Annotated in this window: 24 protein-coding genes; 11 read left to right on the forward strand and 13 right to left on the reverse strand. The window is 62.0% G+C overall.

Annotation, left to right across the window (positions count from 1 at the left end):
• Nucleotides 1–41 precede the first annotated feature (41 nt).
• From IAE77_RS06945 to IAE77_RS06955, 3 genes are all read left to right on the forward strand, one after another.
• Entirely contained in the window at nt 42–434 is a 393-nt protein-coding gene (locus IAE77_RS06945; protein WP_294223809.1) for a four helix bundle protein, read from the forward strand.
• Nucleotides 435–516: 82 nt separating this feature from the next.
• Nucleotides 517–1872: a DUF1501 domain-containing protein gene (locus tag IAE77_RS06950; protein ID WP_294223812.1), complete on the forward strand. Its 1356-nt coding sequence runs from the start codon at nt 517–519 to the stop codon at nt 1870–1872.
• Entirely contained in the window at nt 1872–3278 is a 1407-nt protein-coding gene (locus IAE77_RS06955; RefSeq protein WP_294223814.1) for a DUF1501 domain-containing protein, read from the forward strand. The genes IAE77_RS06950 and IAE77_RS06955 overlap by 1 nt, the downstream gene beginning before the upstream one ends.
• A gap of 60 nt (nt 3279–3338) precedes the next feature.
• Here IAE77_RS06955 and IAE77_RS06960 read toward each other — a convergent pair whose 3' ends face one another.
• From IAE77_RS06960 to IAE77_RS06985, 6 genes are all read right to left on the reverse strand, one after another.
• Entirely contained in the window at nt 3339–4718 is a 1380-nt protein-coding gene (locus IAE77_RS06960) for a Gfo/Idh/MocA family oxidoreductase (protein ID WP_294223816.1), read from the reverse strand.
• Nucleotides 4719–4794: 76 nt separating this feature from the next.
• The gene (locus IAE77_RS06965; RefSeq protein WP_294223820.1) at nt 4795–6936 is read right to left on the reverse strand and encodes an LUD domain-containing protein; all 2142 of its coding nucleotides are present in this window, start codon (nt 6934–6936) and stop codon (nt 4795–4797) included.
• Between the two features lie 52 nt (nt 6937–6988).
• Entirely contained in the window at nt 6989–7375 is a 387-nt protein-coding gene (locus IAE77_RS06970; RefSeq protein WP_294223823.1) for a GxxExxY protein, read from the reverse strand.
• A 24-nt stretch (nt 7376–7399) separates the two neighbouring features.
• Nucleotides 7400–8119: a (Fe-S)-binding protein gene (locus IAE77_RS06975; protein WP_294223825.1), complete on the reverse strand. Its 720-nt coding sequence runs from the start codon at nt 8117–8119 to the stop codon at nt 7400–7402.
• 107 nt (nt 8120–8226) lie between these two features.
• On the reverse strand, nt 8227–8703 hold the full coding sequence (locus IAE77_RS06980; protein WP_294223830.1) for a MogA/MoaB family molybdenum cofactor biosynthesis protein: 477 nt from the start codon (nt 8701–8703) through the stop codon (nt 8227–8229).
• Nucleotides 8704–8755: 52 nt separating this feature from the next.
• Nucleotides 8756–11227, reverse strand: a complete 2472-nt coding sequence (locus IAE77_RS06985) for a carboxy terminal-processing peptidase (protein ID WP_294223833.1) — start codon at nt 11225–11227, stop codon at nt 8756–8758.
• Nucleotides 11228–11328: 101 nt separating this feature from the next.
• Here IAE77_RS06985 and IAE77_RS06990 point away from each other — a divergent pair, with 101 nt between their 5' ends.
• The 5 genes from IAE77_RS06990 (at nt 11329) to IAE77_RS07010 (ending at nt 14958) form a co-directional block, all read left to right on the forward strand.
• A complete protein-coding gene (locus IAE77_RS06990; protein ID WP_294223836.1) occupies nt 11329–11946 on the forward strand; it encodes an MBL fold metallo-hydrolase in 618 nt (205 codons plus the stop codon).
• Between the two features lie 17 nt (nt 11947–11963).
• Nucleotides 11964–13034: a 23S rRNA (adenine(2503)-C(2))-methyltransferase RlmN gene (rlmN, locus tag IAE77_RS06995; RefSeq protein ID WP_294223839.1), complete on the forward strand. Its 1071-nt coding sequence runs from the start codon at nt 11964–11966 to the stop codon at nt 13032–13034.
• 357 nt (nt 13035–13391) lie between these two features.
• Nucleotides 13392–14042: a DUF1361 domain-containing protein gene (locus IAE77_RS07000; protein ID WP_294223842.1), complete on the forward strand. Its 651-nt coding sequence runs from the start codon at nt 13392–13394 to the stop codon at nt 14040–14042.
• A 2-nt stretch (nt 14043–14044) separates the two neighbouring features.
• Nucleotides 14045–14485, forward strand: a complete 441-nt coding sequence (locus tag IAE77_RS07005) for a thiol-disulfide oxidoreductase DCC family protein (RefSeq protein WP_294223845.1) — start codon at nt 14045–14047, stop codon at nt 14483–14485.
• Nucleotides 14482–14958, forward strand: coding sequence for an ankyrin repeat domain-containing protein (locus IAE77_RS07010; RefSeq protein WP_294223850.1), 477 nt, complete (start codon nt 14482–14484; stop codon nt 14956–14958). Before IAE77_RS07005 ends, IAE77_RS07010 begins: the two co-directional genes overlap by 4 nt.
• 359 nt (nt 14959–15317) lie before the next feature.
• On the opposite strand, the gene IAE77_RS07015 is transcribed toward IAE77_RS07010, so the two are convergent.
• On the reverse strand, nt 15318–15992 hold the full coding sequence (locus tag IAE77_RS07015; RefSeq protein WP_294223853.1) for a transposase: 675 nt from the start codon (nt 15990–15992) through the stop codon (nt 15318–15320).
• 493 nt (nt 15993–16485) lie between these two features.
• Here IAE77_RS07015 and IAE77_RS07020 point away from each other — a divergent pair, with 493 nt between their 5' ends.
• On the forward strand, nt 16486–18435 hold the full coding sequence (locus IAE77_RS07020) for an NAD(+) synthase (RefSeq protein ID WP_294223856.1): 1950 nt from the start codon (nt 16486–16488) through the stop codon (nt 18433–18435).
• Between the two features lie 99 nt (nt 18436–18534).
• Nucleotides 18535–19311, forward strand: a complete 777-nt coding sequence (locus tag IAE77_RS07025) for a transporter substrate-binding domain-containing protein (protein WP_294223859.1) — start codon at nt 18535–18537, stop codon at nt 19309–19311.
• A 102-nt stretch (nt 19312–19413) separates the two neighbouring features.
• Here the strand turns inward: IAE77_RS07025 and IAE77_RS07030 are convergent, their stop codons facing one another.
• Nucleotides 19414–20412, reverse strand: coding sequence for a ThuA domain-containing protein (locus IAE77_RS07030; RefSeq protein ID WP_294223861.1), 999 nt, complete (start codon nt 20410–20412; stop codon nt 19414–19416).
• 103 nt (nt 20413–20515) lie between these two features.
• Between IAE77_RS07030 and IAE77_RS07035 the strand changes: the two genes are divergently transcribed.
• On the forward strand, nt 20516–22030 hold the full coding sequence (locus tag IAE77_RS07035; protein ID WP_294223863.1) for a PQQ-binding-like beta-propeller repeat protein: 1515 nt from the start codon (nt 20516–20518) through the stop codon (nt 22028–22030).
• A gap of 34 nt (nt 22031–22064) precedes the next feature.
• Here the strand turns inward: IAE77_RS07035 and IAE77_RS07040 are convergent, their stop codons facing one another.
• The 5 genes from IAE77_RS07040 to IAE77_RS07060 form a co-directional block, all read right to left on the reverse strand.
• On the reverse strand, nt 22065–22979 hold the full coding sequence (locus tag IAE77_RS07040) for a peptidylprolyl isomerase (RefSeq protein WP_294223866.1): 915 nt from the start codon (nt 22977–22979) through the stop codon (nt 22065–22067).
• 39 nt (nt 22980–23018) lie between these two features.
• Nucleotides 23019–23315 carry a hypothetical protein gene (locus IAE77_RS07045; RefSeq protein ID WP_294223869.1) on the reverse strand — a complete coding sequence of 99 codons (297 nt, stop codon included), beginning with the start codon at nt 23313–23315 and terminating at the stop codon, nt 23019–23021.
• Between the two features lie 127 nt (nt 23316–23442).
• Entirely contained in the window at nt 23443–23799 is a 357-nt protein-coding gene (locus IAE77_RS07050) for a dihydroneopterin aldolase (RefSeq protein WP_294223871.1), read from the reverse strand.
• Between the two features lie 7 nt (nt 23800–23806).
• Nucleotides 23807–24859: an NUDIX domain-containing protein gene (locus IAE77_RS07055; protein WP_294223874.1), complete on the reverse strand. Its 1053-nt coding sequence runs from the start codon at nt 24857–24859 to the stop codon at nt 23807–23809.
• Nucleotides 24860–24913: 54 nt separating this feature from the next.
• The coding region (locus tag IAE77_RS07060) for a PEP-CTERM sorting domain-containing protein (protein WP_294223877.1) at nt 24914–25438 on the reverse strand (525 nt) is incomplete at its 5' end.

The raw sequence follows: 25438 nt of genomic DNA on the forward strand, positions 1-25438 counted from the left end.
TCTGTTCTCTGTTCTCTGTTCTCTGTTTCCAAACCACCAATATGAAAATCGAGCGTTTTGAAGACATCGAAGCTTGGCAGATCGCCAGAGAGGTCTGTGGAGCGGTCTATGCACTCGCCGCCTCAAGTGGTTTGGGGAAAGATTTCTCCCTCAAAGACCAGATGATCCGTTCATCAGGTTCTATCATGGATAACATCGCCGAGGGATTTGATGGCGGCACCAACAGAGAATTCATTCGTTTCCTCCAATACGCGAAACGTTCCTGCTCGGAACTCCAAAGCCAGCTCTACCGCTGCCTCGATCAGAGATACTGCACCACGGATCAATTCGATGCGCTCTATGCGAAGGCCAACCTGACTCGAAACAAGATCGGTGCCTTCATCAATTACCTGTCAAAACACCTCGACCGTCGCCCAAGCACCTATGACTCGTAAACTGAGAACCGAGAACCGAGAACTGAGAACAGGGAACGTTTCCCGCCGCGCCCTCCTCTCCCGCGCCTCCACCGGCTTCGGCATGGCCGCGCTCGCTGGCCTCATGCAGCAAGAAGCCCAAGCCGCGCTCGTCCATCGCGCCAAGCGTTTCGCACCGAAGGCACGCAGCGTCATCTTCCTCTACATGAGCGGCGGCGTGTCCCACGTCGATTCCTTCGATCACAAGCCGATGCTCAAGAAATTCGAGGGCAAGCCGATGCCGGTGGCGGTGAAGAAGACGCAGTTCAACAACAACGGCACCGTCCAGCCCTCGCACTGGGACTTCAAACGCTACGGCCAGTCCGGCATCGAGGTGAGCGATCTCTTTCCACAGATCGGCGGCGTGATCGACGACATCTGCCAGCTCCGCAGCATGACCGCAAAGTTCAGCGAGCACGCGCAGGGGAACTTCTTCATGCACTCCGGCTTTCCCTTCCTCGGCTTCCCCAGCGCCGGAGCATGGACGAGCTACGGTCTCGGCAGCGAATCACGCGATCTGCCCGGCTACGTCGTGCTGCAAAGCGGCGGCGCAGCCACACCGCATGGCGGTGTGGGATTGTTCAGCAATGGTTTCCTGCCTGCGCAGCATCAGGCCAGCATCGTGAAGGCCGATGAGGCCGAAGCCGTCGCGAACATCCGCCCGCGACAGCCGCACGACCTCCAGCGCCGCCAGCTCAACTTCATCGGCGCGATGGACCAGCGCTTCGCCAGCACCACTCAGCACGACACGCACATCGAAGCCGCCATTTCGAACTACGAGATGGCCTGGCGCATGCAAGCCGCCGTGCCCGACCTCTGCGACATCTCCGGCGAAACCGAAGCGACGAAGAAACTCTACGGTCTCGACGATCCCGAGCCGAAAAAAGCCGCCTACGCCCGCCAGTGCCTGCTCGCCCGGCGACTCGTCGAACGCGGCGTGCGCTTCATCGAGCTCAGCACGCTCGCCTACAACCTCGGCGGCGGCAATGCAGCCAATCCTTGGGACCATCACGGCGCGATCAAAGAAGGCCACGGCAAGATGGCGAACCAGATCGACCAGCCCATCGCCGCGCTCATCAAGGACCTCAAAGCCCGCGGCCTGCTCGACAGCACCCTCATCGTCTGGGCCGGCGAGTTCGGCCGCACGCCCTTCGCCCAAGGCACCAACGGCCGCGACCACAATCCCTACGGCTTCACCGTCTGGATGGCCGGTGGCGGTGTCAAAGGCGGCCACATCTACGGCTCCACCGATGAGTTCGGCTACAACGCCACCGAAAACGTCTGCACCGTCTATGACCTCTGGGCCACCGTCCTCCACCTCATGGGCCTCGATCACGAACAACTCACCTACCGCTTCGGCGGCCGCGATCTGCGGCTCACCGACGTGCACGGCAACATCCTGCGCGACATCATTGACTGATGCACCCGCCTCTCTCACGTCGCGACCTGCTTTCCCGCGCCTCCACCGGCTTCGGCATGGCGGCGTTGAATGGTTTGCTCCAAGCGGAGAATGCCACCACGCATCGGGCGAAGCGTTTCGCGCCGAAGGCACGCAGCGTGATCTTTTGCTACATGAGCGGCGGCGTTTCGCACCTCGACTCCTTCGATCCGAAGCCGCTGCTCGAGAAATACGCGGGCAAGCCAATGCCCGTCGAGGTGAAGAAGACACAGTTTAACAACAACGGCACCGTGCAGCCCGCTCATTGGGCTTTTCATCGTCATGGACAATCCGGCATGGACGTGAGCGAGCTGTTTCCGCACATGGCCACCATCGCCGACGAGATCTGCGTGATCCGCAGCATGACAGCGAAGTTCAGCGAGCATGCGCAGGGCAATTTCTTCATGCACAGCGGCTTCCCGTTCCTCGGCTATCCGAGTGCGGGTGCGTGGACGAGCTACGGCCTCGTCACCGAGTCGCGTGATCTGCCCGGCTATGTCGTGCTGCAAAGCGGCGGCGCTGTCGCTCCGCATGGAGGCGTGGGCCTTTTCAGCAACGGTTTCCTCCCCGCACAGCATCAGGCCAGCATCATCCGCGTGGACGATCCCGAACCAGTGCCGCACATCCGCCCACAGCAGCCGCAGGCACGCCAACGCCGCCAACTCGACTTCATTGGCGCGATGGATCGTCGCTTCGCCGATGCCTCACAGCACGACCTACACGTCGAAGCCGCCATTTCGAACTACGAGATGGCTTGGCGCATGCAATCCGCGGTGCCCGAACTCTGTGATGTGTCCGGTGAGACCGAAGCGACGAAGAAACTCTACGGCATCGACGGCTCCGCCTCGACCCGCACCGCCTACGGGCAGCAATGCCTGCTTGCGCGTCGTCTCGTCGAGCGCGGCGTGCGATTCATCGAACTGAGCTGCCTCCCGCAGAAACTCGGCGCTGGCCAGGGCCCCAATCCCTGGGACCAGCACGGTCAGATCAAAAAGGGCCACGCCAACATGGCCTATCAGGTCGATCAGCCCATCGCTGGCCTCGTCAAAGACCTCAAATCACGCGGCCTGCTCGACAGCACCCTCGTCGTCTGGGCTGGAGAATTCGGACGCACGCCTTTTGCCCAAGGCAGCGATGGTCGCGATCACAATCCCTACGGCTTCACCATCTGGATGGCCGGCGGCGGCGTCAAAGGCGGCCACATCTACGGTGCCACCGATGACCTCGGCTACTACGCCATCGAAAACATCGCCACCGTCTATGACATGTGGGCCACGGTGCTTCATCTCATGGGCCTCGACCACGAACAGCTCACCTACCGCTTCGGTGGCCGCGACCTGCGGCTGACCGATGTACATGGGAATGTGCTTCAGGAAGTGATCGCATAAACATTCAATGACAAAGGGCTGCCTCACGGCAGCCCTTTGAAGTAAGCAGGTGGCGATTGATCACGCTTCGAGCTTCCACGGTCCGCGATACTCGCGGCTGAGGAGCCTGGCGGCGTCGGCATCGCCAATGATCTCCTCCTTCACCGGGTCCCACCTGATGGAACGGTTGGTGAGGAAGGAAATGAGGGCGAGGTGGCCCGGCGTGGCGCTGTGATGCGCCGTTTCGACCGGTGTGACGGTTGGCTGACGGCTCTTCACGCAATCGAGGAAGTTGCGGTGGTGTCCCTTGGTCTCGTAGAGGCGTGTTTTGATGACGTCGTCACCGAGTTTCGGTGCCTTGGCGACCTCGATGACTTCGCTGTTCGGATCTTTGTCGTCTTTGCGCTTCTTGATCATCTGCTTCAGCGCCGGATTCGAGCAATCATACACGCCGCCGCGGTTCACATAGACCCAGCCGTCCGTGCCGATCCATTTGGTGCCCATCTGGATGTCATTGTGGCCGCCAGCGATGATCATGGTGATGTCATCCGCATATTTGGCCTCGGCGCGATACTTGGTGGCGGTGTTCCAGATGTCGGTGCGCGGCGGCATGTCCACCTGGACGGGTTTCACCTCGATCGGGCCGCTGTTGTCGCAATCCATGCCCCAATGAGCGATGTCACAGTGGTGGCCGATCCAGTCGAGAAGCTGACCGCCTCCGATGTTGTAGTCCCAGCGCCAGTTTTTGTGCACGCGGCACTCGATGTAGTCCTGCATCGTCGCCGGGCCGATCCACATCTCGTAATCGAGCTCCGCAGGCGGCGGCGTCACGCTGCGCTTGTCGCCGGTCTTGGCGAAGTCGTTGTGACCGGCGGGCAGGCCGACATGCACTTCCTTGAGCTTTCCAATGAGACCATTGCGAACGACTTCGGCACCGATGCGGAAGTTGTCCTCGCTGCGCTGCCAGGAACCCGTCTGCCAGATGCGTCCATGCTTCTGCACGGCCTTCACGATGGCCTGCTGCTCGGCGATGGTGCGGGCGAGCGGCTTTTCGCCGTAGATGTCCTTGCCGTTCTTCGCCGCCTCGATGGAAGTGAGCGCGTGCCAGTTGTCCGGAAGCGCCAGCATGACCGTGTCGATGTCCTTGCGGGCCATGACTTCGCGATAGTCATGGTAGGGCTTGCAGTCGTTGTTCTTGTAAGCGCCGTTGATGGTGTTGAGCGCCTTTTGCAGGTTGCCCTTGTCGATGTCGCAGGCGGCAACAATCTGGCAGTCCTGCTCCTGGAGGAACTTGCCCGTGTTGCCAGGGCCCATCATGCCCCAGCCGAAGACAGCCATGGTGATCTTGTTGGAGGGAGCGTTCTGTCCGAGCACGCTGGCCGGGATGATGGTGGGAAAACCGATGGCGGCAGCGGTGCGGCCGATGAACTGGCGACGGGAGGAGACGGGGATGCGCTTCATGGTGATGTTTTGGTGTGATCCTTGGGTTTTAATCGAAAGCAGAGTGGCAAGTCGAGTGGGAAAACGGTCTGCTTCCTCACCAAAGAAGGATCGTGAGCTTCTTCGGGCCGTGGGCGCCGAGGATGATGATGCGCTCGATGTCGCCGGTGCGGCTGGGGCCGGTGATGAGGGTCGTCAAACTGGGCCACTGCGAGCCGTAGCGCTGCCGGATGAGTTCGTAGCCCGCAGGCAGATCGGCGAGAAGCTGGTCGCGGCGGGCGAGGACGACGTGATGCTCCGGCAGCACGCTGAGGGCACGGCCGCCGCCGCTGCGGGCGGTAAGGAAGACGCTGCCGGTTTGCGCGATGAGGGCATCGCACTCGGTGATGCCGGCATCGCAGGCTTCGAGCTCGAAGCGGTCGTAGCCGTCGGTCGTGTCCAGAAACGGGCTGAAGCCCGAACTACGAACGAGGGCATCGGTGAGTGTGCCGCGATGCGTGGCGATTTTCTTCCAGCCATGTTTCGTGGCGAGTTCGGCGAGTTTGGCCTTCGCGGCGGCTTCGTCGGCGCAGGCGTGGAATTCGGCGCGGAGGAATTCGGCGTTCGCGGCGAATTGAGGCACGAGATCGTGCACGGCCGGCAACACGGCGCGTTTTTGAGCGGCGGTGGCTTCGAAGGGCTGCGGGTGCGTGTCCGAGAGAGCTTCCTCGATGCGGGCGAGGATGAGTTCGCGGCTTTGGAGTGGAGCGCGGACGCCCTCGTCCGCTTTGGAGAGATGAGTTTTGGTTTTGGCGGACGGGGGCGTCCGCACTCCGGTTTGGGGAGCGGACGAGGGCGTCCGCACTCCGGTGTTTCTCGTGCGCCACCAGTCTTTGAAGCTCTGCGGGGCCATCGCGGGGGCGTGGCGTGTTTTGGTCCAGGCACGCATCGGATCGAGTGGCGTGGCGGAAATGAGCCGGTGGAAGGGCTGCGCGAGTTTCGCGAGCTTCGTGCCGATTTGATACACGACGGGCTTGTTGATGCTTTTGGCGAAAAGACGCCAGGCGAGGCCTTCGAGGGGATCAGGACGTTCCTGCACGGCGTTGCGGCGATTTTGCAGGAGGTGGTGATGGAGGTCGATTTTGACGGGGCAGGTGGCTGTGCAGGCTCCGCAGAGGCTGGAGGAGCCGCTGAGGTGCTTCCAATCCTGCAAGCCGCGCAGATGCGGCGTGATGACGCTGCCGATGGGGCCTTGATAAGTCGTGCCATAGCTGATGCCGCCGATGTTTTTGAAGATGGGGCACACATTCAAACACGCGCCGCAGCGGATGCAGTGGAGAGCGTCGCGCTGCTCGGGATCGGCGAGGAGGGCGGTGCGGTGGTTGTCGAGCAGGACGATGTGCCATTCATCGGGACCGTCGATCTCGCCGGGCTGTCGCGGGCCGGCATAAGCGGTGTTGTAGCAGGTGATGGGCTGCCCGGTGCCTGCGGTGGCGAGCATCGGTAGGAAGAGCGCGAGGTCGCTCATCTTCGGCAGCACTTTTTCGATGCCGACGAGCGAGATCATCGTCTTGGGCAACGCGCCGGTAAGGCGGGCGTTGCCTTCGTTTTCGGTGATCGAGATCATGCCGGTCTCGGCGATGAGGAAATTCGCCCCGGTGATGCCGGCGTCGGCGGTGAGGTAGGTTTGACGCAGGAAGCGTCGCGCGATCATCGTGAGCTCCTCGGGATCGTCGGTGGGCGCGGTTTTGAGCTTCTCTTCAAAGAGATCGCTGATCTCCTTCATGCTGAGGTGCATGCACGGAGCCACAAAGTGATACGGCGGTTCGTTGCGAAGCTGCTGGATGTATTCGCCGAGGTCGTTTTCGAGCACATGGTAGCCAGCGCGTTCGAGATGATCGTTGAGGTGGATTTCCTCGGAGGTCATCACCTTGCTCTTGATGATGCGTTTCACCTCGCGGCGCTCCAAGATGCTGAAAATGATCTTCCGCGCCTCTTCGCTGTCCTTCGCCCAATGCACGACGGTGCCGCGTGCGGTGGCTTTTTGCTCAAACTCGACCAAATGCTCGTGCAGGTGGCTGATGGCCCCTTTTTTCGTCTGCGAGGCCAAAAGGCGTGCCTGCTGCCAGTCTTGGAAAAAGCCCTGCGAGCGGGTGCGGGCGTCATAATACTTCCACATGCCGGTGTGGATGCGCTCGCGGTGCACGAGGTCGTTCGTGAGGCGGGTGGCGGCGGAGAGGAATTCGGATTTTGGGACCACGGATTGCACGGATGAAACGGATAAAGACAGGTGGACTGGAGGGGGGCAGGAATCAGCGAACAACGCGCTTCCAACGCAGATCGGCGTGTTTGAAATTGATCAGGAGAGCCAGTTGAAGATTGGTGATGGCAAGGTAGCCCATCATTTGGGCCACATGGGTTTCGTTGAACTCTGTAACGACCTTTGGATCAACAATCACAAGACCGTCAACGATCAAATCAGGAACCAGCGTGTCTACCCAGATGCCTTCGTAAAACACGTCGAACCTGCGTTGCTGCTCAATCGCGTGCCCGCGCTTCTTCAACTCGATGACCATCGCGTTCTCGTATGCCTTCTCGTTTAGGCCGGGCCTCAAGGTGTTTAATACCTGCATCGCAGCTCCTATTATCGAACGAGACAGCGACTTGTGGACCAGTTTGCCTGAATCATCCGTGTTCATCCGTGGAATCCGTGGTTTTTTGATTCATATCCGGGATGTCAGCACCTCCGCGATGTGGATGGTCTTCAGCGGCTGTCTTTGGGCGGTGAGGAGGCCTTGGAGGTGCATGAGGCAGCTCGAATCGCCGGAGACGAGGTATTCGGCATTGGTGTCGCGGGCGGAGGCGCATTTGACCTCGCCCATGGCGGTGGAGATCATCGGGAATTTGGTGGAGAAGGTGCCGCCGAAGCCGCAGCAGGTCTCCGCTTCCTTCATCTCGACAAGCTGAAGGCCGCGCACCTTTTCGAGGAGCTGGCGGGCGGGCTTTTTGAGGTTCAGCTCGCGGAGGCCGTGGCAGCCGTCGTGGTAGGTGACCTTGTGCGGGAAGGAGGCACCGAGATCGGTGACGCCGAGCTTATTCACGAGGAAGTCGGTGAACTCCCAGCATTTCGCGGAGAGGGCATTGGCCTCGGCTTCCTCAGGCTGGCCATGGAAAAGTTCCTTGTAGAAGACCTTCGACATGGCCCCGCAGGAGCCGGAGGCGATGACGACAGCCTCGCTATCGCGGAGGCGCTGCAGCACGGGGCGTGCGGCCTCGCGGGCTTCGTCCCAGTAACCGGCGTTGAAGGGCGGCTGGCCGCAGCAGCCGAGCTCGTCCGGGTAGTCGATCTGATGTCCGAGTCCCTCCAGGATGTTCACGATGCTGATGCCGGCCTGCGGGCTGATGAGATCGACGAAGCACGGGATGAAGAGGGTGATGAGCATACGGGAGTGCCGATTGTGGAATGCGGAACGCGGAATGGAAAGCACTTCCAACGCGCTTCACCTTGTCCAAAATGCGTCGGGCTACGCCAAAGCGTGAACAACATACACTAACAACTCGTCGGCAAGCGCTGGGCCAGCTTCACGCTGTGCGGGATTGCACCAAGGACGAATCCGAGGCAATCGACGGCTCCCTGCGGCTTGCCGGGCAGGGCGATGACCAGGCTGCGATCCACCACGGCGGCGAGGCTGCGACTGAGAATCGCGTTTGGCGTGAGTTCGAGCGACTTCATGCGCATGACCTCGCCAAAGCCGGGAATTTCGACGCGCATGATGCCGCGGACGGCCTCGGGAGTGAGATCGCGCTCGGCGATGCCGGTGCCACCGGTGGTCAAAATGAGACCGCAGCCCTGCGAGCTGAAGGACTGGATGGTTTCCTGAATGCGCGAGAGATCATCAGGCACAATGGCTTCGGCGAGAACGCTCCAGCCGTAACCCTCGGCGGCTTTCTTCAACGCAGGTCCGCCAAGATCCTCGTAAACGCCCTCGGACGCACGGTCCGAGACAGTGATGATGCCGACTTGCATTCCAGGAGTCGCCAAATCGATTTGAAATGAGCTTAACCAGCCAGGTTTGCGATTACTGCGCCTTGCTGGCATCGGCCTGGGCCTTGCCATCGCCTTTGGAGGCCGTGGTGGGCTTGTTGTCCAGTTCGATGAGGTCGCGGAGGATGTGGATGGTCTCCAATTTCACCGGTTCGACGCCATAGGGGAATTTGTTGCTGTCGCCACCGCCTTCGTCGTCCTTCGCAGCGGCTGTGCGCATGCCGGAGTTCATTTCCTTGGTGAAGGCGGAATGTGGCACGAGTTCCGGCTTGTCCACATTGTCGAGCGTCAGGTGGTAGATCTTGAAGCCATTGTCCTTGATGCGGTCGGCGACCTCCTTGGCGCGTTTCTCACGCTCGTCAGTCTGCTTGTCGCGGCGGGCTTCGGTGTCGATGCGCTCCTTTTCACGCTCCTCAAGGTTCAGAGTGACGGTGTTGCGGTCAATCTTGTCCTTCAGGCGCTTCGATTCATCGACGATGTACTGGAACTCCGGATTGGCGGCGAGGCGGCTCTTCACGCGGGCATTGATCTCATCCACAGGGAATGGATTCTTGCGGAAGAGAGGGTATTTGCGCGGCGGGATGGTGTCGTAGGGGAGCGGATTCTCAGCCGATGCCTCACCGATGTCGAGCACGTCGCGGATGGAGGGCAGCTTGATGTCAGCCTCGACACCCTTGAGCTGGGTGGAGCCGCCGGCAATGCGATAGAACTTCTGAATCGTGACCTTGAGGTCGCCAGCGCCTTTTTTGTCGCTGAAGAAGGGCATGTAGCGCTCCACCGGCAGGATCGTCTGCACCGTGCCTTTGCCGAAGGTGGATTCGTCGCCGACGATCAAAGCCCGGCGGTAATCCTGAAGGGCCGCAGCGAGAATTTCGGAGGCGGAGGCGGAGGCCTTGTTGGTGAGGACGATCATGGGACCGTCATAAACGGGTTTCTCGTTCTCACAGTCGCGCCAGGAGATGCTGCCACGCCAGTCCTTGGCCTGCACGACGGGGCCGGCGGGAACGAAGAGGCCGGTGAGCTTGATGGCTTCATCGAGAGAACCGCCGCCGTTGTCGCGGAGATCGAGCACGAGGCCGTCGATCTTCTCCTTCATGAGGCGGCGGAGCAGGCGCTCGACGTCAGCGCTGGTGCTGACGGTGCCGTTTTCCATGTCGGCGTAGAAGTTGGAGAGGTTGATCCAGCCGACTTTGAGCGGCTTGCCGAGGTCGGGCGGAGTGACAAGCATCTCGGCGTTCGCGAGCTTTTCCTTCAGCGGCACCTCGTCACGGACGATGGCGATGACGCGGTTGGCGGAGGGATCGTCGGCGGGGACGATCTTGATGCGGACGGTCGTTCCCTTCTCGCCGCGGATCATGTCCACGATTTTCTGGAGCTTCATGTACTTCACATCGACGAACTCGTCATCCCCCTGGGCGACGGCGACGATGCGGTCATTCAACTTCAGTTCACCCTGTTTGTCGGCCGGACCGCCGACGACGATGCCCTGGATCTCAGCGCCATCGTTTTCCTTCTGACCGAGCAAGGCGCCGATGCCGACGAGCTTGTGCGACATGTGGATCTTGAAGTTGTCGCTCTCATCCGTGCTCATGTACTCGGTGTGCGGGTCGTAGGCGGTGGCGAGGCTGGAGAGGAAAAAGTTCACCACATCCTTGCTGTCGTTCTCCTCAATGCTTTCGAGCAGGCGGTCGTAATCCTTCAGCACGCGCTCCTTCGGCGTCATGTCCTTCTCGTCCTTCTCCTTGGGCTTGGCATCGCCAGCGTCGGCGACTTTGGGAGCCACAGGAACCTTGGCGGCGTCGGAAGGCTTGTTCTCGATCTTCGGGGCCGTCGCGGGGAGACCCGGGGTCTTCGGTGTGTCGGGGTTCTGGACTTCAGGCTTGGTGGTTCCGGCGGCCACATCCACCTTTGCCGGGCTCTTCACGTCAGCCGTTCCATCCTTCTTCGCAGCGGCTTTCTCCGCCTTTTTCTTTTCGTCACGAGCCCGGGCTTCATCCACGAGGCGTTCGGCCAGCAGATTGTCCTCAATGATGTCGAGCCAGACCTTGTCCTGCTCGCCCTTGTCTTTCGGCCATGGGGCCTTGTCGCGCTTGATCTGGATGGTGCGCTTGGAATCGAAGGTGAACTTGTGCGTTTCAAGGGACTTCTTGAGGAACTCGACGCGGTCCTTCACCCGCTCCTTGTAGATGTCGTAGATCTCAAGCGCCGGGCTGATGTTCCGCATCAGCACATGGTCGTCCAGCGTCGTGTCATACTTGTCCTTGAAGTCATCGACATCCTTCTGCGTGAAGAAGATGTGCTTGAAGTCGAGCATGTTCAGGTAGTTCTGCAGCATCGTGCTGGACACCTTGTCGTCGAAGTCCTGCTTCGAGTAGTGGTGGTTCTGCAGCATGTAGGCCACGTGCATGGCCACCTGGCCGAAATTGGTTTCCGCGTGCGCCGGAGGAGTGGAAAGCGCGAACGCCGCGGCCGCCGCCGCTACGTGAGAAAAGAGGGAACGATTCATGGGGGTATCCTGAACTATAACGAACCTCACAGTCCGTTTTGCCGGATGATTTTGCCTTTTCCGGGTTGAAATGTCCACACCTTTCCCGTCTTTCGCCCCCCATGCCTGACATCTCCAGCTACACCGGCGGGATCGCCGCCACCAATGCCTACCTGCTGCGTCTCCCCGGCGGAACGGTGCTCGTGGACGCGCCGGAGGGCGTCGCGGACTGGCTGCGCCTGCAGAATGTGCGGGTGGACGTGCTCTTCCTCACGCACCAGCATTTCGATCACACCCTCGGGGCCGCCGAGGTGAAGACCGAGCACGGCTGCCGGGTCTTCGCCTTCGCTCCCCTGTCCAAAGACCTGACCCTGGAACGCCTTTTCGGGGCCATGACCGGGAGTTCCATGGAAGTACCCACTTTCGATGTGGATGAGATCCTGGAGGGCAAGGACAGCATCGAAGCCGCAGGCGAAACGTGGCGGCTTTACCACGTGCCGGGACATTCGCCGGACAGCGTGTGCTTCCATCTGGAAAGCCTGCGGCTGCTCTTCGGCGGCGATGTCCTGTTCCTGGATGGCGTCGGCCGTGCTGACTTCCCAGGTGGCTCGATGCGCCAGCTCATCAGCGGCATCCAGGAAAAGCTCCTGCCGCTCCCCGATGCCACGCAGGTTTTCCCCGGTCACGGCGACGACACCACCATCGGCCGCGAGCGAATGGAGAATCCGTATCTCCAATGAATTCGTCTTCTGTCCTGATGCCACGATCGTTCCACGACCTAACCTTTGACCAGCTTCGCGAGGCCATGGTGGCGGAAGGGTTGCGCCCGGCGCACACCGGCACGCTTTGGAACACCCTGCAGTTTCGCGCCATGGCCGATCCGCTCGCACGCGACGATCTGGCTCCGCCGTTGCGCAAATGGCTGACCCAGGTGCTCGGCGACGGCTCCTGGACACTCGATGTGCCGCCCATTTCGTCCGACACGCCCAGCAGCGACGGCCTGACGCACAAGTTCCTGCTCAAAATGGCCGACTCGCAGGAGATCGAGACCGTGATCATGGGCTACACCGGCCGCCACACGGCCTGCGTCAGCACCCAGGCTGGCTGTGCGATGGGCTGTGTGTTTTGTGCCACGGGGCAGATGGGATTTGTCCGGCATCTCCGGCCGGGGGAAATCGTCGCCCAGGTGCTGCATGCGCAGCGCATCCTGCGGACGAAGGGCGAAAAAGGCCTGCGCAATCTCGTCTTCATGGGGATGGGCGAGCCGCTGCACAACTACGACGCGGTGATGACCGCCCTCGACATCATCTGCGACACGCGCGGCCTGAACATCGGCCCCAGCAAGATCAGCGTCTCGACGGTCGGCGTTGTCCCGGGAATCCTGCGCATGGCGGCGGAAAACCGGCCCTACAACCTCGCCGTGAGCCTTCATGCCGCCACCGAGGAGGAGCGCGCCAAATTGATCCCCGCCAACCAGCGCTGGCCGCTCACCGAACTCATCGCCGCCTGCCGCAGCTACAACGCGCAAACCGGCCGCCGCATCTTTTTCGCGTGGACCCTGATCGATGGCGTCAACGACACGCCCGAGCATGCCAGACGCATCGCCGAGCTGCTCCACGGCCTGGATGCGCACGTGAATCTCATCCCCCTGAACCGCACCGAAGGCTACGCCGGCACTGAGAGCAGCAACACCGCTGCCGATACCTTCCACCTCATCCTGCAAGACGCCGGATTCCCCTGCACCATCCGTCAAAGACGCGGGATCGATGTGGCTGCCGGTTGTGGGCAGCTCAAGGCAGCGAAGCAATCACGACGGAAGGCGGCTTGAGGCCCTCAAGGAGCGGGACTTGCCAAGTCCCGCCGCATTGTCACGCCGTATCTGCCCCTCACCCGACCTCTCCCCGAAGAGAAACGGAATGACTTGGCGCCAGCCATCGGCGGTGAGAGGAGATTCGTTTCACGGCGGCACAGCACGCGAAATCCCTCTCCCCAACGCCAAGCGTTGCTGACACCTTCCGCCCCCGGTTGGGGGAGGCCAGGTGAGGGGCAACTCAGAACTTCCGCTGTTGGCGGCTCAATGGATTCGCCGTCTCCCTGATGAACTCTGCGTGAACGCACGATGAATTCATCTTCACAATCCCAACGCCGGGTTGCCGGAACGGTTTTAACTTCCCAGTTTCACTTCATGCCCCGCCGCGTCCTGCTTCTCAATCTTTCCGCCGTATCGTGGTGCTGTCTGCTGCTCGCCCTGCGATTTCACCTCACCGGGCACTACCAGTATCGGTTCATGCTGTGGAATCTCTTCCTGGCCTTGATCCCGCTCGGCGTCAGCCTCGGATTGGCCCGCATCCGCCAGTTGGCCGTGGCGGTGCCGCTGCTCGGCGTCTGGCTGCTGTTTTTCCCGAACGCGCCCTACGTCCTGACCGACCTCATCCACCTCAACGCCCACCGGGCCAGCGTCCCCAGATGGCTCGATCTCGTCATGCTGCTCTCCTTTGCCCTGGTCTCGCTCTGGATCGGCTTCCAGTCGCTGCGGCTCGTCCAGCACTGGTTCACGCGTCATTTCTCCCACTCGACCGGTTGGTGCGTCGTGATCTGTTCGCTCGCCCTGAGCGGCTTCGGCGTCTATCTCGGCCGGTTTCTGCGGTGGAACAGTTGGGACATCCTGCGTAAACCGGAATCTCTTTTCAAAGACATCGCCAAGCCGTTCCTCGATCCGCTACATCACTCCCACACCTGGGGTTTCACGCTCGGCTTCGGCACCCTGCTGATCCTGGCCTACCTGTTCTGGATTTCGGCGCTGACGACTCCGCATGACACGCGTAACCCTGGTTAGCCATGCCAGCCTACGATCCCAGTCACGACCATCTGCTGCTCTTCGATGGCATCTGCCATCTATGCGATGCCACCGTGCGCTTCATCGTGCGGCGGGATCCGGCGGGAAAAATCAAATTCGCACCGATCCAGAGCCCGCTCGGCCGTGAGCACTACATCCGCCATGGCCTCGATCCCGACCACCCCACCGTCTTTCTGCTGCTCACGCCCGGCGGCACCTTCAAGGCCAGCGACGCCGTCATTGAGATCGGCCGCGTCCTTGGCGGAGCGTGGAGGCTGCTGACCCTCCTCAAACCTTTGCCCCGTTCCTGGCGCGACGCACTTTACCTGTTCATCGCCCACAACCGCTACCGCTGGTTCGGCAAAAAAGACGCCTGCATGATGCCGACGCCGGAGTTGACGGAGCGTCTCATAATCGCCGATAAGGTAGCACCCCCTTCATGACCAAGACGAAACGCAACATCTTGACGCTCGTGCTCACAGGAGGGGCGGCTGCGCTTTTTTCCACGACGGCCATGATCGAAAACTGTGTCCTGAACTGCCTTTGCCGCGCGGCTTCTGATGGTGACACCATGACCGTCAAAATGTGCCTCATGGCACATCCTGATTTGCACAAGAATCCCGTCAGCTTTGATGGCTTGGCGGGATTCCAGCCCCTCACCCGTGCTTCCATCGGCGGCAATGCCGAGGTCGTTACGCTGCTTCTCAAACACAGAGCAAACCCCAACCCATCTGGCCCGAACCCGTTGATCGCCGCATGCACCAGCGGTCATTTTGAGATCGTCAGGCTTCTCCTGGAACACGGCGCGAATCCAAACGCGAATGGAAACAGTTATGGTGACGGAACGCCACTGAGCGCTGCCATGGGGCGTCCGAAGATCATCCGATTGCTCCAGTCCTACGGAGCCAGGGAGTAGCCGATGGGTTTGGCAAGTTGATGAAACACCCAGTCTTGATGCTGAATGCGCTCGCGAATTTGCCTTCGCAACCGGTGGTTCGGCAAAAAATAAGCCTATATGATGTCGCCGCCGGAGTTGAAGAAACTTTTGCTCGGCTAGCCCCAAGGGCAGCAGGCCTGAGCCGGCACAACAGCGAGCGACCAGCGCAATCCCCGGAGCGCGGACCTCCGAGTCCGCAGCGGGTCGTCCGCAGAACCGACGTGCAAGCCACCCGACGTGCCGCAAGCACGGTGATCCCCGGTTTGACTGCGGGCGTCTGGATAAGCGAGGATGCTGGCTGTCGGCGGGAGTGCTGCGGGCTCGGAGGCCCGCGCTCCTCAGGCTTCGGGCCGCACGTAGGTCCACGGCCAGGTCTTCCAGTCCGCCACCAGACCCGCCTTCACCGGATTGTGCCGGACGTAGCGGACCGTGCGTTCCTCGTGCTCTGGATCACGCATGTAGGTGTCCCAGTAATCCGACTGCCAGAAGCTGCCCTTGCATCCCAGCAGCGTGTTCGCCTTGCGGGCCGTGAATTGCTTCCAGCTCCGGACGATCTCCGCCATCGGCGTGTCTCCGACCACAAACAGCACATGCACATGATTGGGCATGATCATCCAGGCGAGCAACCGGTAGCGGATCCCATCGAAGTGTCGCAACGCGTTCGCCACGATCCGCGCCACACGCTCGTCCTTCAGATGGCACGCTCCGTGCCCCAGATCGAGCCAGGCTTCGATCTGCGTCCGGCGCTCGCGGTCATCTTCGATGGCCAGCAGCTTCTCCCATGCCTCACGCAGCTCGGCGGGAAAGCTGTCCGCCAGGCGAAAGGTCACAAACTGCGTCAGGCCGGGTTCATCGCGATGGGGTACATAACCGCGCTCATTCCAGCCTCGAAAACCCGCGATCTGCTCCTCCCGCGTCAACTTGGGCGACACCTCCCTCTGCCGCTCGACCACCCGCCGTACCTCGGGACGATGGGGCAGCCCGGATCGGCGCGGTTTCGACGGCTGGCTCATGTCGCGATGAAATAAACTCCCCGATGACGCCGCAAGCAAAAACTCACGCCGAATCAACAACGCACCAACAACGCACCCCGGAGCGCGGACCTCCGAGTCCGCAGCGGGTCGTCCACGGACTCAACGCTCAAGCCACCCGCCGTGCCGCAAGCACGGTGATCACGGTTTGACTGCGGTCGGCTGGATGCAGCGGGTCTCGTCTGTTTGCGGAATGCTGCGGGCTCGGAGGCCCGCGCTCCTTCCCAGCTGCCCAGCCCCGCCAACAACGCGCCCTGGAGCGCGGACCTCCGAGTCCGCAGCGGGTCGTCCACGCAATCAACGCTCAAGCCACCCGTCCTTTCCGCAAGCACGGTGATCCCGGTTTGGCTGCGGTCGGCTGGATCAAGGGGGGTCTCGTCTGTTTGCGGAATGCTGCGGGCTCGGAGGCCCGCGCTCCCGAAGCCATCTGCACTTCCGACTCGCGCACCCCAAACCCTGCGTGCTAAGGTTTCCCATGCCGCAGGCCGCCCCTTCCCCGATTTCCACCCGCGAACGACTTGGTTTCGTGCGTGTGGCGGTGGTTTCACCGGAATTGGTTTTGGGTGATGTGGCGAAGAATGTGGCGGTCATCGTGCGGGAAGCACGATCGCTGGTGCATCGTGGCTGCAGGCTGGTCGTTTTCCCGGAACTCTGTCTCACGGGCTATTCCTGCGCGGATTTGTTTCACGCGGATGCCTTGCTGGCGGCCGCCGGCCGCGGACTGGCCGAACTGGCGGAAGCCACGCAAGACCTGCCCGCCGTTCTGGTCGTCGGATTGCCGCTGGTGGTGCAAGACCGGCTCTACAACGTCGCCGCGGTGATCGCACGCGGCCAGGTGCAGGGCATCGTGCCGAAATCGTTCCTGCCAAACTCGGCCGAATTCTATGAGCGGCGCTGGTTCTCCCCGGCCCACACACTCAACACCAACGAGATGCGTTTGAATGGCCAGGACGTTCCCATCGGCACTGAACTGCTGTTTGAAGCCCGCGATGTCGCCGGATTCGTGCTCGGCGTCGAGATTTGCGAGGATTTGTGGACCGTGATCCCGCCTTCGGGCCATCTCGCGCTCGCCGGAGCCACGCTGCTGGCCAATCCCTCCGCCAGCACGGAGGTGCTCGGCAAGGCACCGTATCGCCGTCATCTCGTGGCGCAGCAGTCGGCCCGTTGCTACGCGGCTTATTTGTATGCAGGGGCTGGCCCCGGCGAATCGAGTACGGACGTGGTTTATTCCGGCCACGGCATCGTGGCGGAAAACGGCCTCATTCTTGGCGAGACGGAGCGTTTCTCCTTCGAGACACGACAAGCCGTCGCGGACGTCGATGTGCAGCACCTCGCGCATGACCGGCTGAAAAGCTCGTCCTTCCGCGATGAAACGGCCGGCATCCCGATGCAGCGCATTTCCTTCGACCTCGGCCCGGCTCTCGGTGGCGATGACAAACTGCTCCGCACGATCACGCCGCATCCGTTCGTGCCCTCGGCCAAAGTGGACCGCCACGCGGTGTGCGAGGAGATCTTCGCCATCCAGGCCACCGGACTGGCCCGCAGGCTGAAACAAGCCCGCGCGAAGACAGCGGTGCTCGGCCTGTCTGGCGGCCTCGACTCCACCCTGGCGCTGCTGGTGATGCTGGAGGCGCTGAAACGTGCCGGAATGCCCATGAGCGCGGCTTTGACGATCACGATGCCTGGTTTCGGCACGACAACGCGCACGAAAGGCAATGCGGAGAAGCTGGCGGAGGCGCTGAACGTCGAACTGCGAACGATCTCGATCAACGACGCGGTGCGGCAGCATTTCGCCGACATCGGGCACTCGGAGCATCAGCACGACGCGACTTACGAGAACTCGCAGGCCCGCGAACGCACGCAGATCCTCATGGACATTGCCAACAAGACCGGCGGCATCGTCGTCGGCACCGGGGACCTGTCCGAGTCAGCGCTGGGCTGGTGCACCTTCAATGGCGACCACATGTCGATGTATCACGTGAATGTCGGCGTGCCGAAGACGCTGGTGCGTTATCTCATCGAATGGTGTGCGGAGGGGCCGTTCGCCGACAAGGCGGGAGCCATTCTGCGCGACATCGCCGACACGCCCATCACGCCGGAACTTCTGCCGCTGGCAGCGGATGAATCGCTCCAGCAGAAGACCGAGGACACCATCGGGCCGTATGAATTGCACGATTTCTTCCTGTTCCACTTCGTGCGCAACGGCAGCAGCGCGGAAAAGATCCGCTGGCTGGCCGCGCAGGCCTTTGCGGGCAAATACGACGACGAAACCATCGCCAGGTGGCTCGCGCTGTTCTTCAAACGCTTCGCGCAAAACCAGTTCAAGCGCTCCAGCGTGCCCGACGGCCCGAAAGTCGGCTCCGTGGCGCTCTCGCCCCGTGGCGACTGGCGCATGCCGAGTGATTTCTCCGGAGATCTGGGGTGAAACCAGACTTTCCAACCACTAATGCCCACTCATCTGACACTCATGAATCAGACAATCAGTGAGGATTAGTGTCGATTAGTGGTTCAAAACACACTTCACATGAAGCACCTTCTCTCCGCCGTCGTCCTCTGCCTGCTCTGCGCCTGCTCGCGCGGCAACAAACTCATCATCGGCACCGATGCCACCTACCCGCCCTTTGAGTTCGTGGACGAGCAGGGACAAATCGCCGGCGTGGACATCGAGATCGGCCGTGAAATCGGCAAGGCGCTGGGACGCGAGGTCGAGTTCAAGAACATCAACTTCGACGGGCTGCAAACCGCGCTGCTCACCAACGCGGTCGATCTGGTGATCTCATCGGTCAGCGCCACGCCGGAGCGGCGCCAGGCGGTGGATTTCTCCGAACCGTATGTGAAGACCGGCCTGTCCGTGCTGGTCTCCAAAAACTCCGCGGTGACCAAAGGCGATGATCTGCAGGCACCCGGCCGAAAGATCGTCGTGCGCCTCGGCACCACCGGCGAAGCCTGGGCACGTGAGCATTTCAAGAACGCGCAGATCAAGGCGCTCGACAACGACACCTCGTGCGTGATGGAGGTCGTGAACGCGAACGTCGATGCCTGGATTTATGACCAGCTTTCCATCATGAATCACCACGCGCAGCATCCCGACACCACGCGTGCGCTGCTGGCGCCGCTGCGTGAGGAAGTCTGGGCCGTGGCGCTGCGTCAGGGAGACAGCGAAACGAAGGCGAAGGTGAACGAAGTCCTGGCCCGCATGAAGCAGGACGGCAGCTTCAAGCGCCTGGCCGACCGCTTCATGGCAAAGGAGCAGAAGATGATGACCGAACAGGGCATTCCGTTCGTGTTTGAGCTCAAATGAGCCGCTGGAAAGGGCTGGCGGTCAGATGCTGGACTGACAGAAACAAGGGGACAGAAAAATGGGTTTGTTTTTGCCCTCTTGTTTCTGCCAGCCAATCTTCGATCACTTCGTCAGAGCGAAATCATCCGGCTTGAGGCCGGTTTTGTTGCCTTTGAAGCCATACATCGTCGGCTGGTAGTCGCCCACGGGCGTGACATCGGCTTTCTCCGGCACCTCGAGGCCCAGGCCCCAGAAGACGGCATTCACGACCATGCGGCGGGTGCCTTCGGTGGCGAGATCGGTAGCCGCGCCCATCGTGGTGCAGAAGACTTTGTTCTCCGTGCCGGCGTCGTTCTTCACCACACGCGCCCAGGCGACAGGCATCATCGGCGAATTCACATCCTGTTCGGTGCCTGCTTTGGTCTTCTTGGTGTACGCAGTTGGCGGGGTGTCGGCGGTCATGCCTTGAAGGATTTGACCACGGGCGAGAATGACGGAGTCAGCAGGCGGGGCAGCCTCATAGACGTCCGTGTTGCCGAAAATGTCGCTCACGCCGCGCAGGATCGGGTGATTCGCGTTCGCGGCCTCGATCACGCCCTTGGTGGCCTCGACTTTGTGTTTGCCCCAGTGGCTGACCCAGGTCTCGCCGAGGAATTTGCGGCCCCAGCCGCCGTCGGGGTTGTTCCAGTTCCATGAGGCAAAGGGGCTGTCTTTCGCATAGCCGTTGAACGCATGCGTGCTGGTGCGCAGGGCGATCACAGGCACGCCGCGCTGGATGGCGGACTGGAATTTCTTGGTGGTGGCGTCATCCCAATGGCGAAAACGCAGGAGCATGACGATGGCGTCGGCCGAATCGAGCGCCTCGGGATGCGTGAGGCTGTTTCCAGCCGTCGGGTCGATCACGCCGTCGGCATTCACACTGAAAAGCACGGTGCATTTGAAGCCGTGGCGCTGGCTGAGCACCTTTCCGAGCATCGGCATGGCCTCCTCGCTGCGATATTCCTCATCGCCAGCGAGCAGGACGACGTGTTTACCTTTCGATTCGCCGGCGGGTTCGTAAACAACGTGATCGGCGGCTAGAAGGCTGGACGCGGCGAGGAGAGAAAGTGCGATTTGTTTCATGATGGCTGGCGGGAATGAGCGAGGATGGGACAAACGCATTTTCAAAGCCAGCCATTTCCAGCGAAGTTCGGCTGGCGTATCCAGCGCCCACATCATCACCGCCATGATCCCGAAGTTTCCTCTCTTTCTCACTCTGATCCTCGGCGGCCTCTCCGCCTGGCTGTGGATCACCTCGCATGTGATGCGGTCGATCTCGGTGATGTTGCTCCTGCCGCTGTGGCTGCTGCTGATCGGCCTGTGGTGGGCGCTGAGGAAGAGCGGCGTGCGCTTGAAGCGGCTCGGCATCGTGACGCTGTGCATCGCCGGGTTTGTGGCCTTGTTCCGCTACGACGGCTCGGCGGATGGCTCGGCGTTTCCGAGCCTGGCGCTGCGCTGGAAACAGCGCGCGTCCTTGCCCGCGCTGCACAACATCGCCGGACCCTCCGCCACGACGGCGACTCCGGCCGGTGTGGCGGACATGCCGCGGTTTCTGGGGCCGAAAGGCGATGGCGTGCTGCCGGAACCAGGCTGGCAGACGGATTGGAAAGCTCATCCGCCGCGTGAGGTGTGGCGGATCCCCGTGGGCGATGGCTGGTCCGGCTTTGCCGTGGCAGGCAGTCGTGCGATCACCCAGGAGCAGCGTGGCCCGGAGGAATGCGTGACCTGTTACGACATCGGCACCGGCAAGCTGATGTGGTCGCACGCGGACAATGCGCGATTTGACGAGGCCATGGGCGGCATCGGCCCGCGGGCGACGCCGACGGTTGATGCGACGAAGGGCGTGGTTTTCACCGTGGGAGCCGCCGGATTGCTGAACTGCCTGGATCTGACGACCGGGGCGCTGCGCTGGAGTCGTGACGTGCTGAAGGAAGCCGGTGCCAGGGCGAATTTGCAGTGGGGCAAGAGCGCCTCGCCCTTGCTGGTGGGCGAAACCGTGGTGTGCAGCGGCGGCGAAGGCGGAACGTCGTTGATCGCTTATCACCAGAGTGATGGTGGCATCGCATGGAAGGCCGGAAACGAAGGCGGCAGCTACAGTTCACCCGTTCTGCTGACGCTGGCGGGGCGGGAACAAATCGTGAACGTGAACAACGGCTCGGTGACGGGTCACGATCCGGCCAGCGGTGCCGTGCTGTGGCGTTTTGACTGGCCGGGGATGTTTCCAAAGGTCGGCCAGCCGGTGCAGGTCACGCCGGAGCGACTGCTGATTACCTCCAGCTACGGGGTGAAGTCGCACCTGCTGGAAATCAAAGCGGGCAGCGGGGGCAAACTGGCCACGACATCGATCTGGAGCAGCAGCGCACCGCGGACAAAGTTCAGCAGCGCCAGCGTGTGCGGCTCACATGCCTACGCACTCGATGAAGGCACGTTTTGCTGCGTGAATCTGGCCGATGGCGAACGCGGCTGGCGGGAAGGCCGTTATGGCTTCGGCCAGCAGATCCGGCTGGGTGAGACCTGGATGCTGCTACAGGCCGAAAAGGGCTTTGTGGCGCTGGTGAAGGCCAATCCTGAGCGCCTTGAGGAAATCTCACGCCTGGAGGCACTGCATTCCAAGACCTGGAATCCGCCGACACTCGCCGGCCGCTGGTTGCTGCTGCGAAACGATGCCGAGGCGGTCTGCTACGAGCTGCCAGCGAAGTGATTCACCTGCCAGGGCGGAAAATGGCCCGCACCCCTTACCAGACGCGGTGCAGGAAGCGGCCGACCATGCCACGAGCGGAGTCCGGCTTGCTGTAGCGCTGTCCGTCGCCAGCCACCGCTGGCTGAACCTGCATGGGGCCTTTTTGATCAATGACCTTGATCGATTTGACCTCGATGCGGGCGATCGGGCAGTCATTGGCATCCACCGGCATGATTGAGATGCGCTTCAGCACGTCCAGACCGGACACCACCTGGCCGAAGACGGTGTACTTGCCTTCGAGCGAGCCGTAGTTGCCCAGAGTGACGTAGAACTGCGAGCCGTTGGAACGGCGCTGCGGATTCACCTTGTCGCTGCGGCGGGCCATGGCCACCGCACCGATGCCATGGGAGCGCTTGATCTCGGCAGGGATCGACTTGTCCTCGCCACCCGTGCCCCATTTCTCGCGGGCGGACTCATCAGACGTCAGCGGATCGCCGGTCTGGACGAGGAAACCCTCGATGGCCCGATGGAAGGCGAGGCCGTTGTAGAAACCGCTGTCGCACAGATTGATGAAGTTGGCGACGGTCTGCGGGGCATCGCCGGGAAACAGCTCGATCATGACCGTGTCACGCACACCACCGAAGGCGACCTCCATGACAGCGATCTTGCGGACGGAGTCCTTGTCCCAGCGGGAAGGGTCTTCCGGGCGCTTGAAAGGCAGCGCAAAGCCCGTGGAAGACAGTCCCTTCGTCGTCGTGGTGCCTGCCGTGCCCTTGTCCACGGTCTGATACAGCGACTTCTGCGCCTCCTCGGCCAGCTTTTCGACCTCTGTCGTGGAGGGTGCCTTCGGTTCAGCGGGCACGGTGGGGACCGTCGTCGAGCGGAGGGCTTCCGGTGCTTTCAATTGCTGGGCAGTGGCGACGGCTTGGCAACTGAAGGCGAACAGGCAGGACAGGAGCAGATTCTTCACGAGAACGTTCGTGTTGGAGGAGGACGTGAAATCAGCGTCTTAGCGCAGATTGGAGGGGATCGCCGGGCTGATCGGGGCCGTGGCAGGTGTCGCGGCACGAACCTGGGTCGGTTCAGGTGAGGGAGCGGCCGCGGCAGGCGCTGCGCTGGTGGGGGCGGAGAATTCGTCCTGCTGCGCACGGTATTGATAACGCAGCTTTGGATTGCCACGTGATTTGCGCGGCTGCAGGCCCCACTGCACGTCGTAGGCGTCCTGCTGGGAGACCGTGGGATTGCGGGCATCGATGCGCCCACCACCCATGCCGGGGCAAGAAACGAGGACGGTCGAGGCAAACACGGCGGCGAAAAGGAGGCGCAAAGATCTCATTGTTTGGCAGAATTAAAAACTTGGGAGGCTTCGATACTAGGCTGACGGCCTTTGGCTGGCAACAGCGAACTCTTGACCTGCACGAGGGCGGTTCGGTTCAAACTCCCCGCACGATCCGCACCGCCACGTGTTTCGTCTCGGGCAGTATGTGTTTCCGCAGCTCGATCGTGACGCCGACGGCCCCGAATTCCTCCAAAACGCAGGCCGCGAGCTCGGCGGCGAGCGTTTCGATCAGCTTCCGCGGCCGTTCCGCCGCCAGAGCCTGCAGCCGGGCGGCCACCGCAGCATAATCGATCGTGGCGTCGATCTCGTCGTTCATCGCTTCAAACCGGCCCTTGATGCGGAGGGAGACATCCGCCTCCAGCACCTGGCTGCCGGCCCGCTCCGCGTCGGGAACGCCAATGTGCGTGGTCAGGCGCAGGCCGCTGATGTGGATCTCGTCGGGCGGGTTCATGGTCAAATCAGGGCAGCAGTCCACGTCGCAGGCATTCCTCGATCAGGACGCGGGTGGGGATGTTCAAGTCCGCCTCCAGCGCCTGGGCCAGCGGCAGCCACTGGAAAGCCTGCGCCTCCTCATTGAGCACCACCTGCGGCTTCTCGTCCGCACAACGGGCGAGGTAGTTCAGCAGCAGGAAATGCGCGGAACGCTGAAACTCCGGCGGCTCGATGCAGTCCTGCACAAAGACGAACTCGATGTCCCGCAGCGTGAGGGCCGTCTCCTCGGCGATCTCGCGGATCAGGGCGGCCTCGCAGGTCTCGCCGCGTTTGATCTTCCCGCCCGGGATGCCCCAGCGGTGGCTCCACTTGTGCGTGCGGATGAGGAGCAGCTCCCCCGCCCCGTTCAGGATCAGCGCTCCGACGGTGGCGATGGGATGCGCCTCAGAACGGACGTTCCAGCCGCCCAGCAGCACCGGCAGCCGGGACAAATCCCGCACCAGCATGTCGGGCTCGGATTGCAGCAGCGTCTCAGCGCTCTCGTAGCCTGTGCAGGTGCCGATCGTGACCACGCCGGCCGCCTTTCCCGCATCAATGTCGTGCCGCATGTCGCCGATGAAGGCGGTCTCCTCCGGCCGCATGTCCAGCTCGGCCAGCAGGGCGTGGATCTCCTGGCGTTTGTCGATCACGCCGCAGCGCATCAGCTCAAAGGCATCCCGCACGCCCAGCGCCCGGGCTTGCGCCTCCACATGCGGCGTCGGAGCGCTGCTCAGCACCACCATGCGCCGGCCCGTGGCTGCGGCGTAGCGGATGAATTCCCCCGCATGCGGCAGCAGCGTCACGCCTTCATGCTCGTGGGGGAAATGCTGGAGGTAGAGCCGTTGCAGATCCGCCAGGGTCGTGCCCGGCAGCATCTCCTCAAAAAACTCGGTGTAGGGCAGGCGGAAACGCGCCTGGAACTCCACCCGCGTCAGTTCCTCGCGCCCCACGGAGCGCAGCATGGCGTTCACAGCCTTCAAGACGCTGGGCAGGTCGTCCGCCAGCGTTCCCGACCAGTCGAACAGCAGGTTCCGGATCATGCGCCCGGCGCATTAGCCGCTGGCGGCAGCCTTTGCAAACAGCGAAGCACCGCTTCAGCGACGGCGGCGCAGCATCAGCAGGCACGCCAGGCTCAGCAAGCCCGCGCTGCCAGGCTCCGGCACGGCTGTGACCTGGAAATTGATGCTGTACTGGATCTGCTCCGACCCTTCTTGAATCCAGAACGTGTACTCTCCGGGACCCAGCGGTCCATTGAAGCCATCACCGCCGTACTCCGGCCCGGCATCGAGGATCGCCATCAGGTCCGTGTAGGTGCCGCCGAAGCCGTCGAACTCCTGAGTCCACAGACCGTTGCTCAGGTGCTGCGACGGATCGGACATGTTGATGGTCGTGGCGTCATCCATGGCCATGAACGAATCATTCGGACCCGTCGGAGCCGAGTAGTCCGTCAGGCTGATCCCCGTGAGGTAATACCCCGCCGCGATGGTGAACCGCCACACGTCCGCATCCAACGGCCCCGTGCCACCCAGGGAACCCATGGTGCCCTCGATCAGGTTGGCGCCCTCCGTGAAGACGATGAAGGTCGGAGCATCGCCATCATCGGACAGGTCGTTTACTTC

Source organism: Prosthecobacter sp., assembly GCF_014879935.1.
Classification (GTDB): domain Bacteria; phylum Verrucomicrobiota; class Verrucomicrobiia; order Verrucomicrobiales; family Verrucomicrobiaceae; genus Prosthecobacter.

Excerpts from the sequence above, each read along its gene's own strand:
- IAE77_RS07010 (WP_294223850.1), top strand. The coding sequence starts at position 14,482 with ATGACCAAGACGAAACGCAACATCTTGACGCTCGTGCTCACAGGAGGG.
- IAE77_RS06950 (WP_294223812.1), top strand. The coding sequence starts at position 517 with ATGGCCGCGCTCGCTGGCCTCATGCAGCAAGAAGCCCAAGCCGCGCTC.
- IAE77_RS07030 (WP_294223861.1), bottom strand. The coding sequence starts at position 20,412 with ATGAAACAAATCGCACTTTCTCTCCTCGCCGCGTCCAGCCTTCTAGCC.
- IAE77_RS07005 (WP_294223845.1), top strand. The coding sequence starts at position 14,045 with ATGCCAGCCTACGATCCCAGTCACGACCATCTGCTGCTCTTCGATGGC.
- rlmN (WP_294223839.1), top strand. The coding sequence starts at position 11,964 with ATGCCACGATCGTTCCACGACCTAACCTTTGACCAGCTTCGCGAGGCC.
- IAE77_RS07025 (WP_294223859.1), top strand. The coding sequence starts at position 18,535 with ATGAAGCACCTTCTCTCCGCCGTCGTCCTCTGCCTGCTCTGCGCCTGC.
- IAE77_RS06980 (WP_294223830.1), bottom strand. The coding sequence starts at position 8,703 with ATGCAAGTCGGCATCATCACTGTCTCGGACCGTGCGTCCGAGGGCGTT.
- IAE77_RS06945 (WP_294223809.1), top strand. The coding sequence starts at position 42 with ATGAAAATCGAGCGTTTTGAAGACATCGAAGCTTGGCAGATCGCCAGA.
- IAE77_RS07035 (WP_294223863.1), top strand. The coding sequence starts at position 20,516 with ATGATCCCGAAGTTTCCTCTCTTTCTCACTCTGATCCTCGGCGGCCTC.
- IAE77_RS06955 (WP_294223814.1), top strand. The coding sequence starts at position 1,872 with ATGCACCCGCCTCTCTCACGTCGCGACCTGCTTTCCCGCGCCTCCACC.
- IAE77_RS07020 (WP_294223856.1), top strand. The coding sequence starts at position 16,486 with ATGCCGCAGGCCGCCCCTTCCCCGATTTCCACCCGCGAACGACTTGGT.
- IAE77_RS07000 (WP_294223842.1), top strand. The coding sequence starts at position 13,392 with ATGCCCCGCCGCGTCCTGCTTCTCAATCTTTCCGCCGTATCGTGGTGC.
- IAE77_RS06990 (WP_294223836.1), top strand. The coding sequence starts at position 11,329 with ATGCCTGACATCTCCAGCTACACCGGCGGGATCGCCGCCACCAATGCC.
- IAE77_RS07050 (WP_294223871.1), bottom strand. The coding sequence starts at position 23,799 with ATGAACCCGCCCGACGAGATCCACATCAGCGGCCTGCGCCTGACCACG.
- IAE77_RS07055 (WP_294223874.1), bottom strand. The coding sequence starts at position 24,859 with ATGATCCGGAACCTGCTGTTCGACTGGTCGGGAACGCTGGCGGACGAC.
- IAE77_RS06985 (WP_294223833.1), bottom strand. The coding sequence starts at position 11,227 with ATGAATCGTTCCCTCTTTTCTCACGTAGCGGCGGCGGCCGCGGCGTTC.
- IAE77_RS06970 (WP_294223823.1), bottom strand. The coding sequence starts at position 7,375 with ATGAACACGGATGATTCAGGCAAACTGGTCCACAAGTCGCTGTCTCGT.
- IAE77_RS06960 (WP_294223816.1), bottom strand. The coding sequence starts at position 4,718 with ATGAAGCGCATCCCCGTCTCCTCCCGTCGCCAGTTCATCGGCCGCACC.
- IAE77_RS06975 (WP_294223825.1), bottom strand. The coding sequence starts at position 8,119 with ATGCTCATCACCCTCTTCATCCCGTGCTTCGTCGATCTCATCAGCCCG.
- IAE77_RS07015 (WP_294223853.1), bottom strand. The coding sequence starts at position 15,992 with ATGAGCCAGCCGTCGAAACCGCGCCGATCCGGGCTGCCCCATCGTCCC.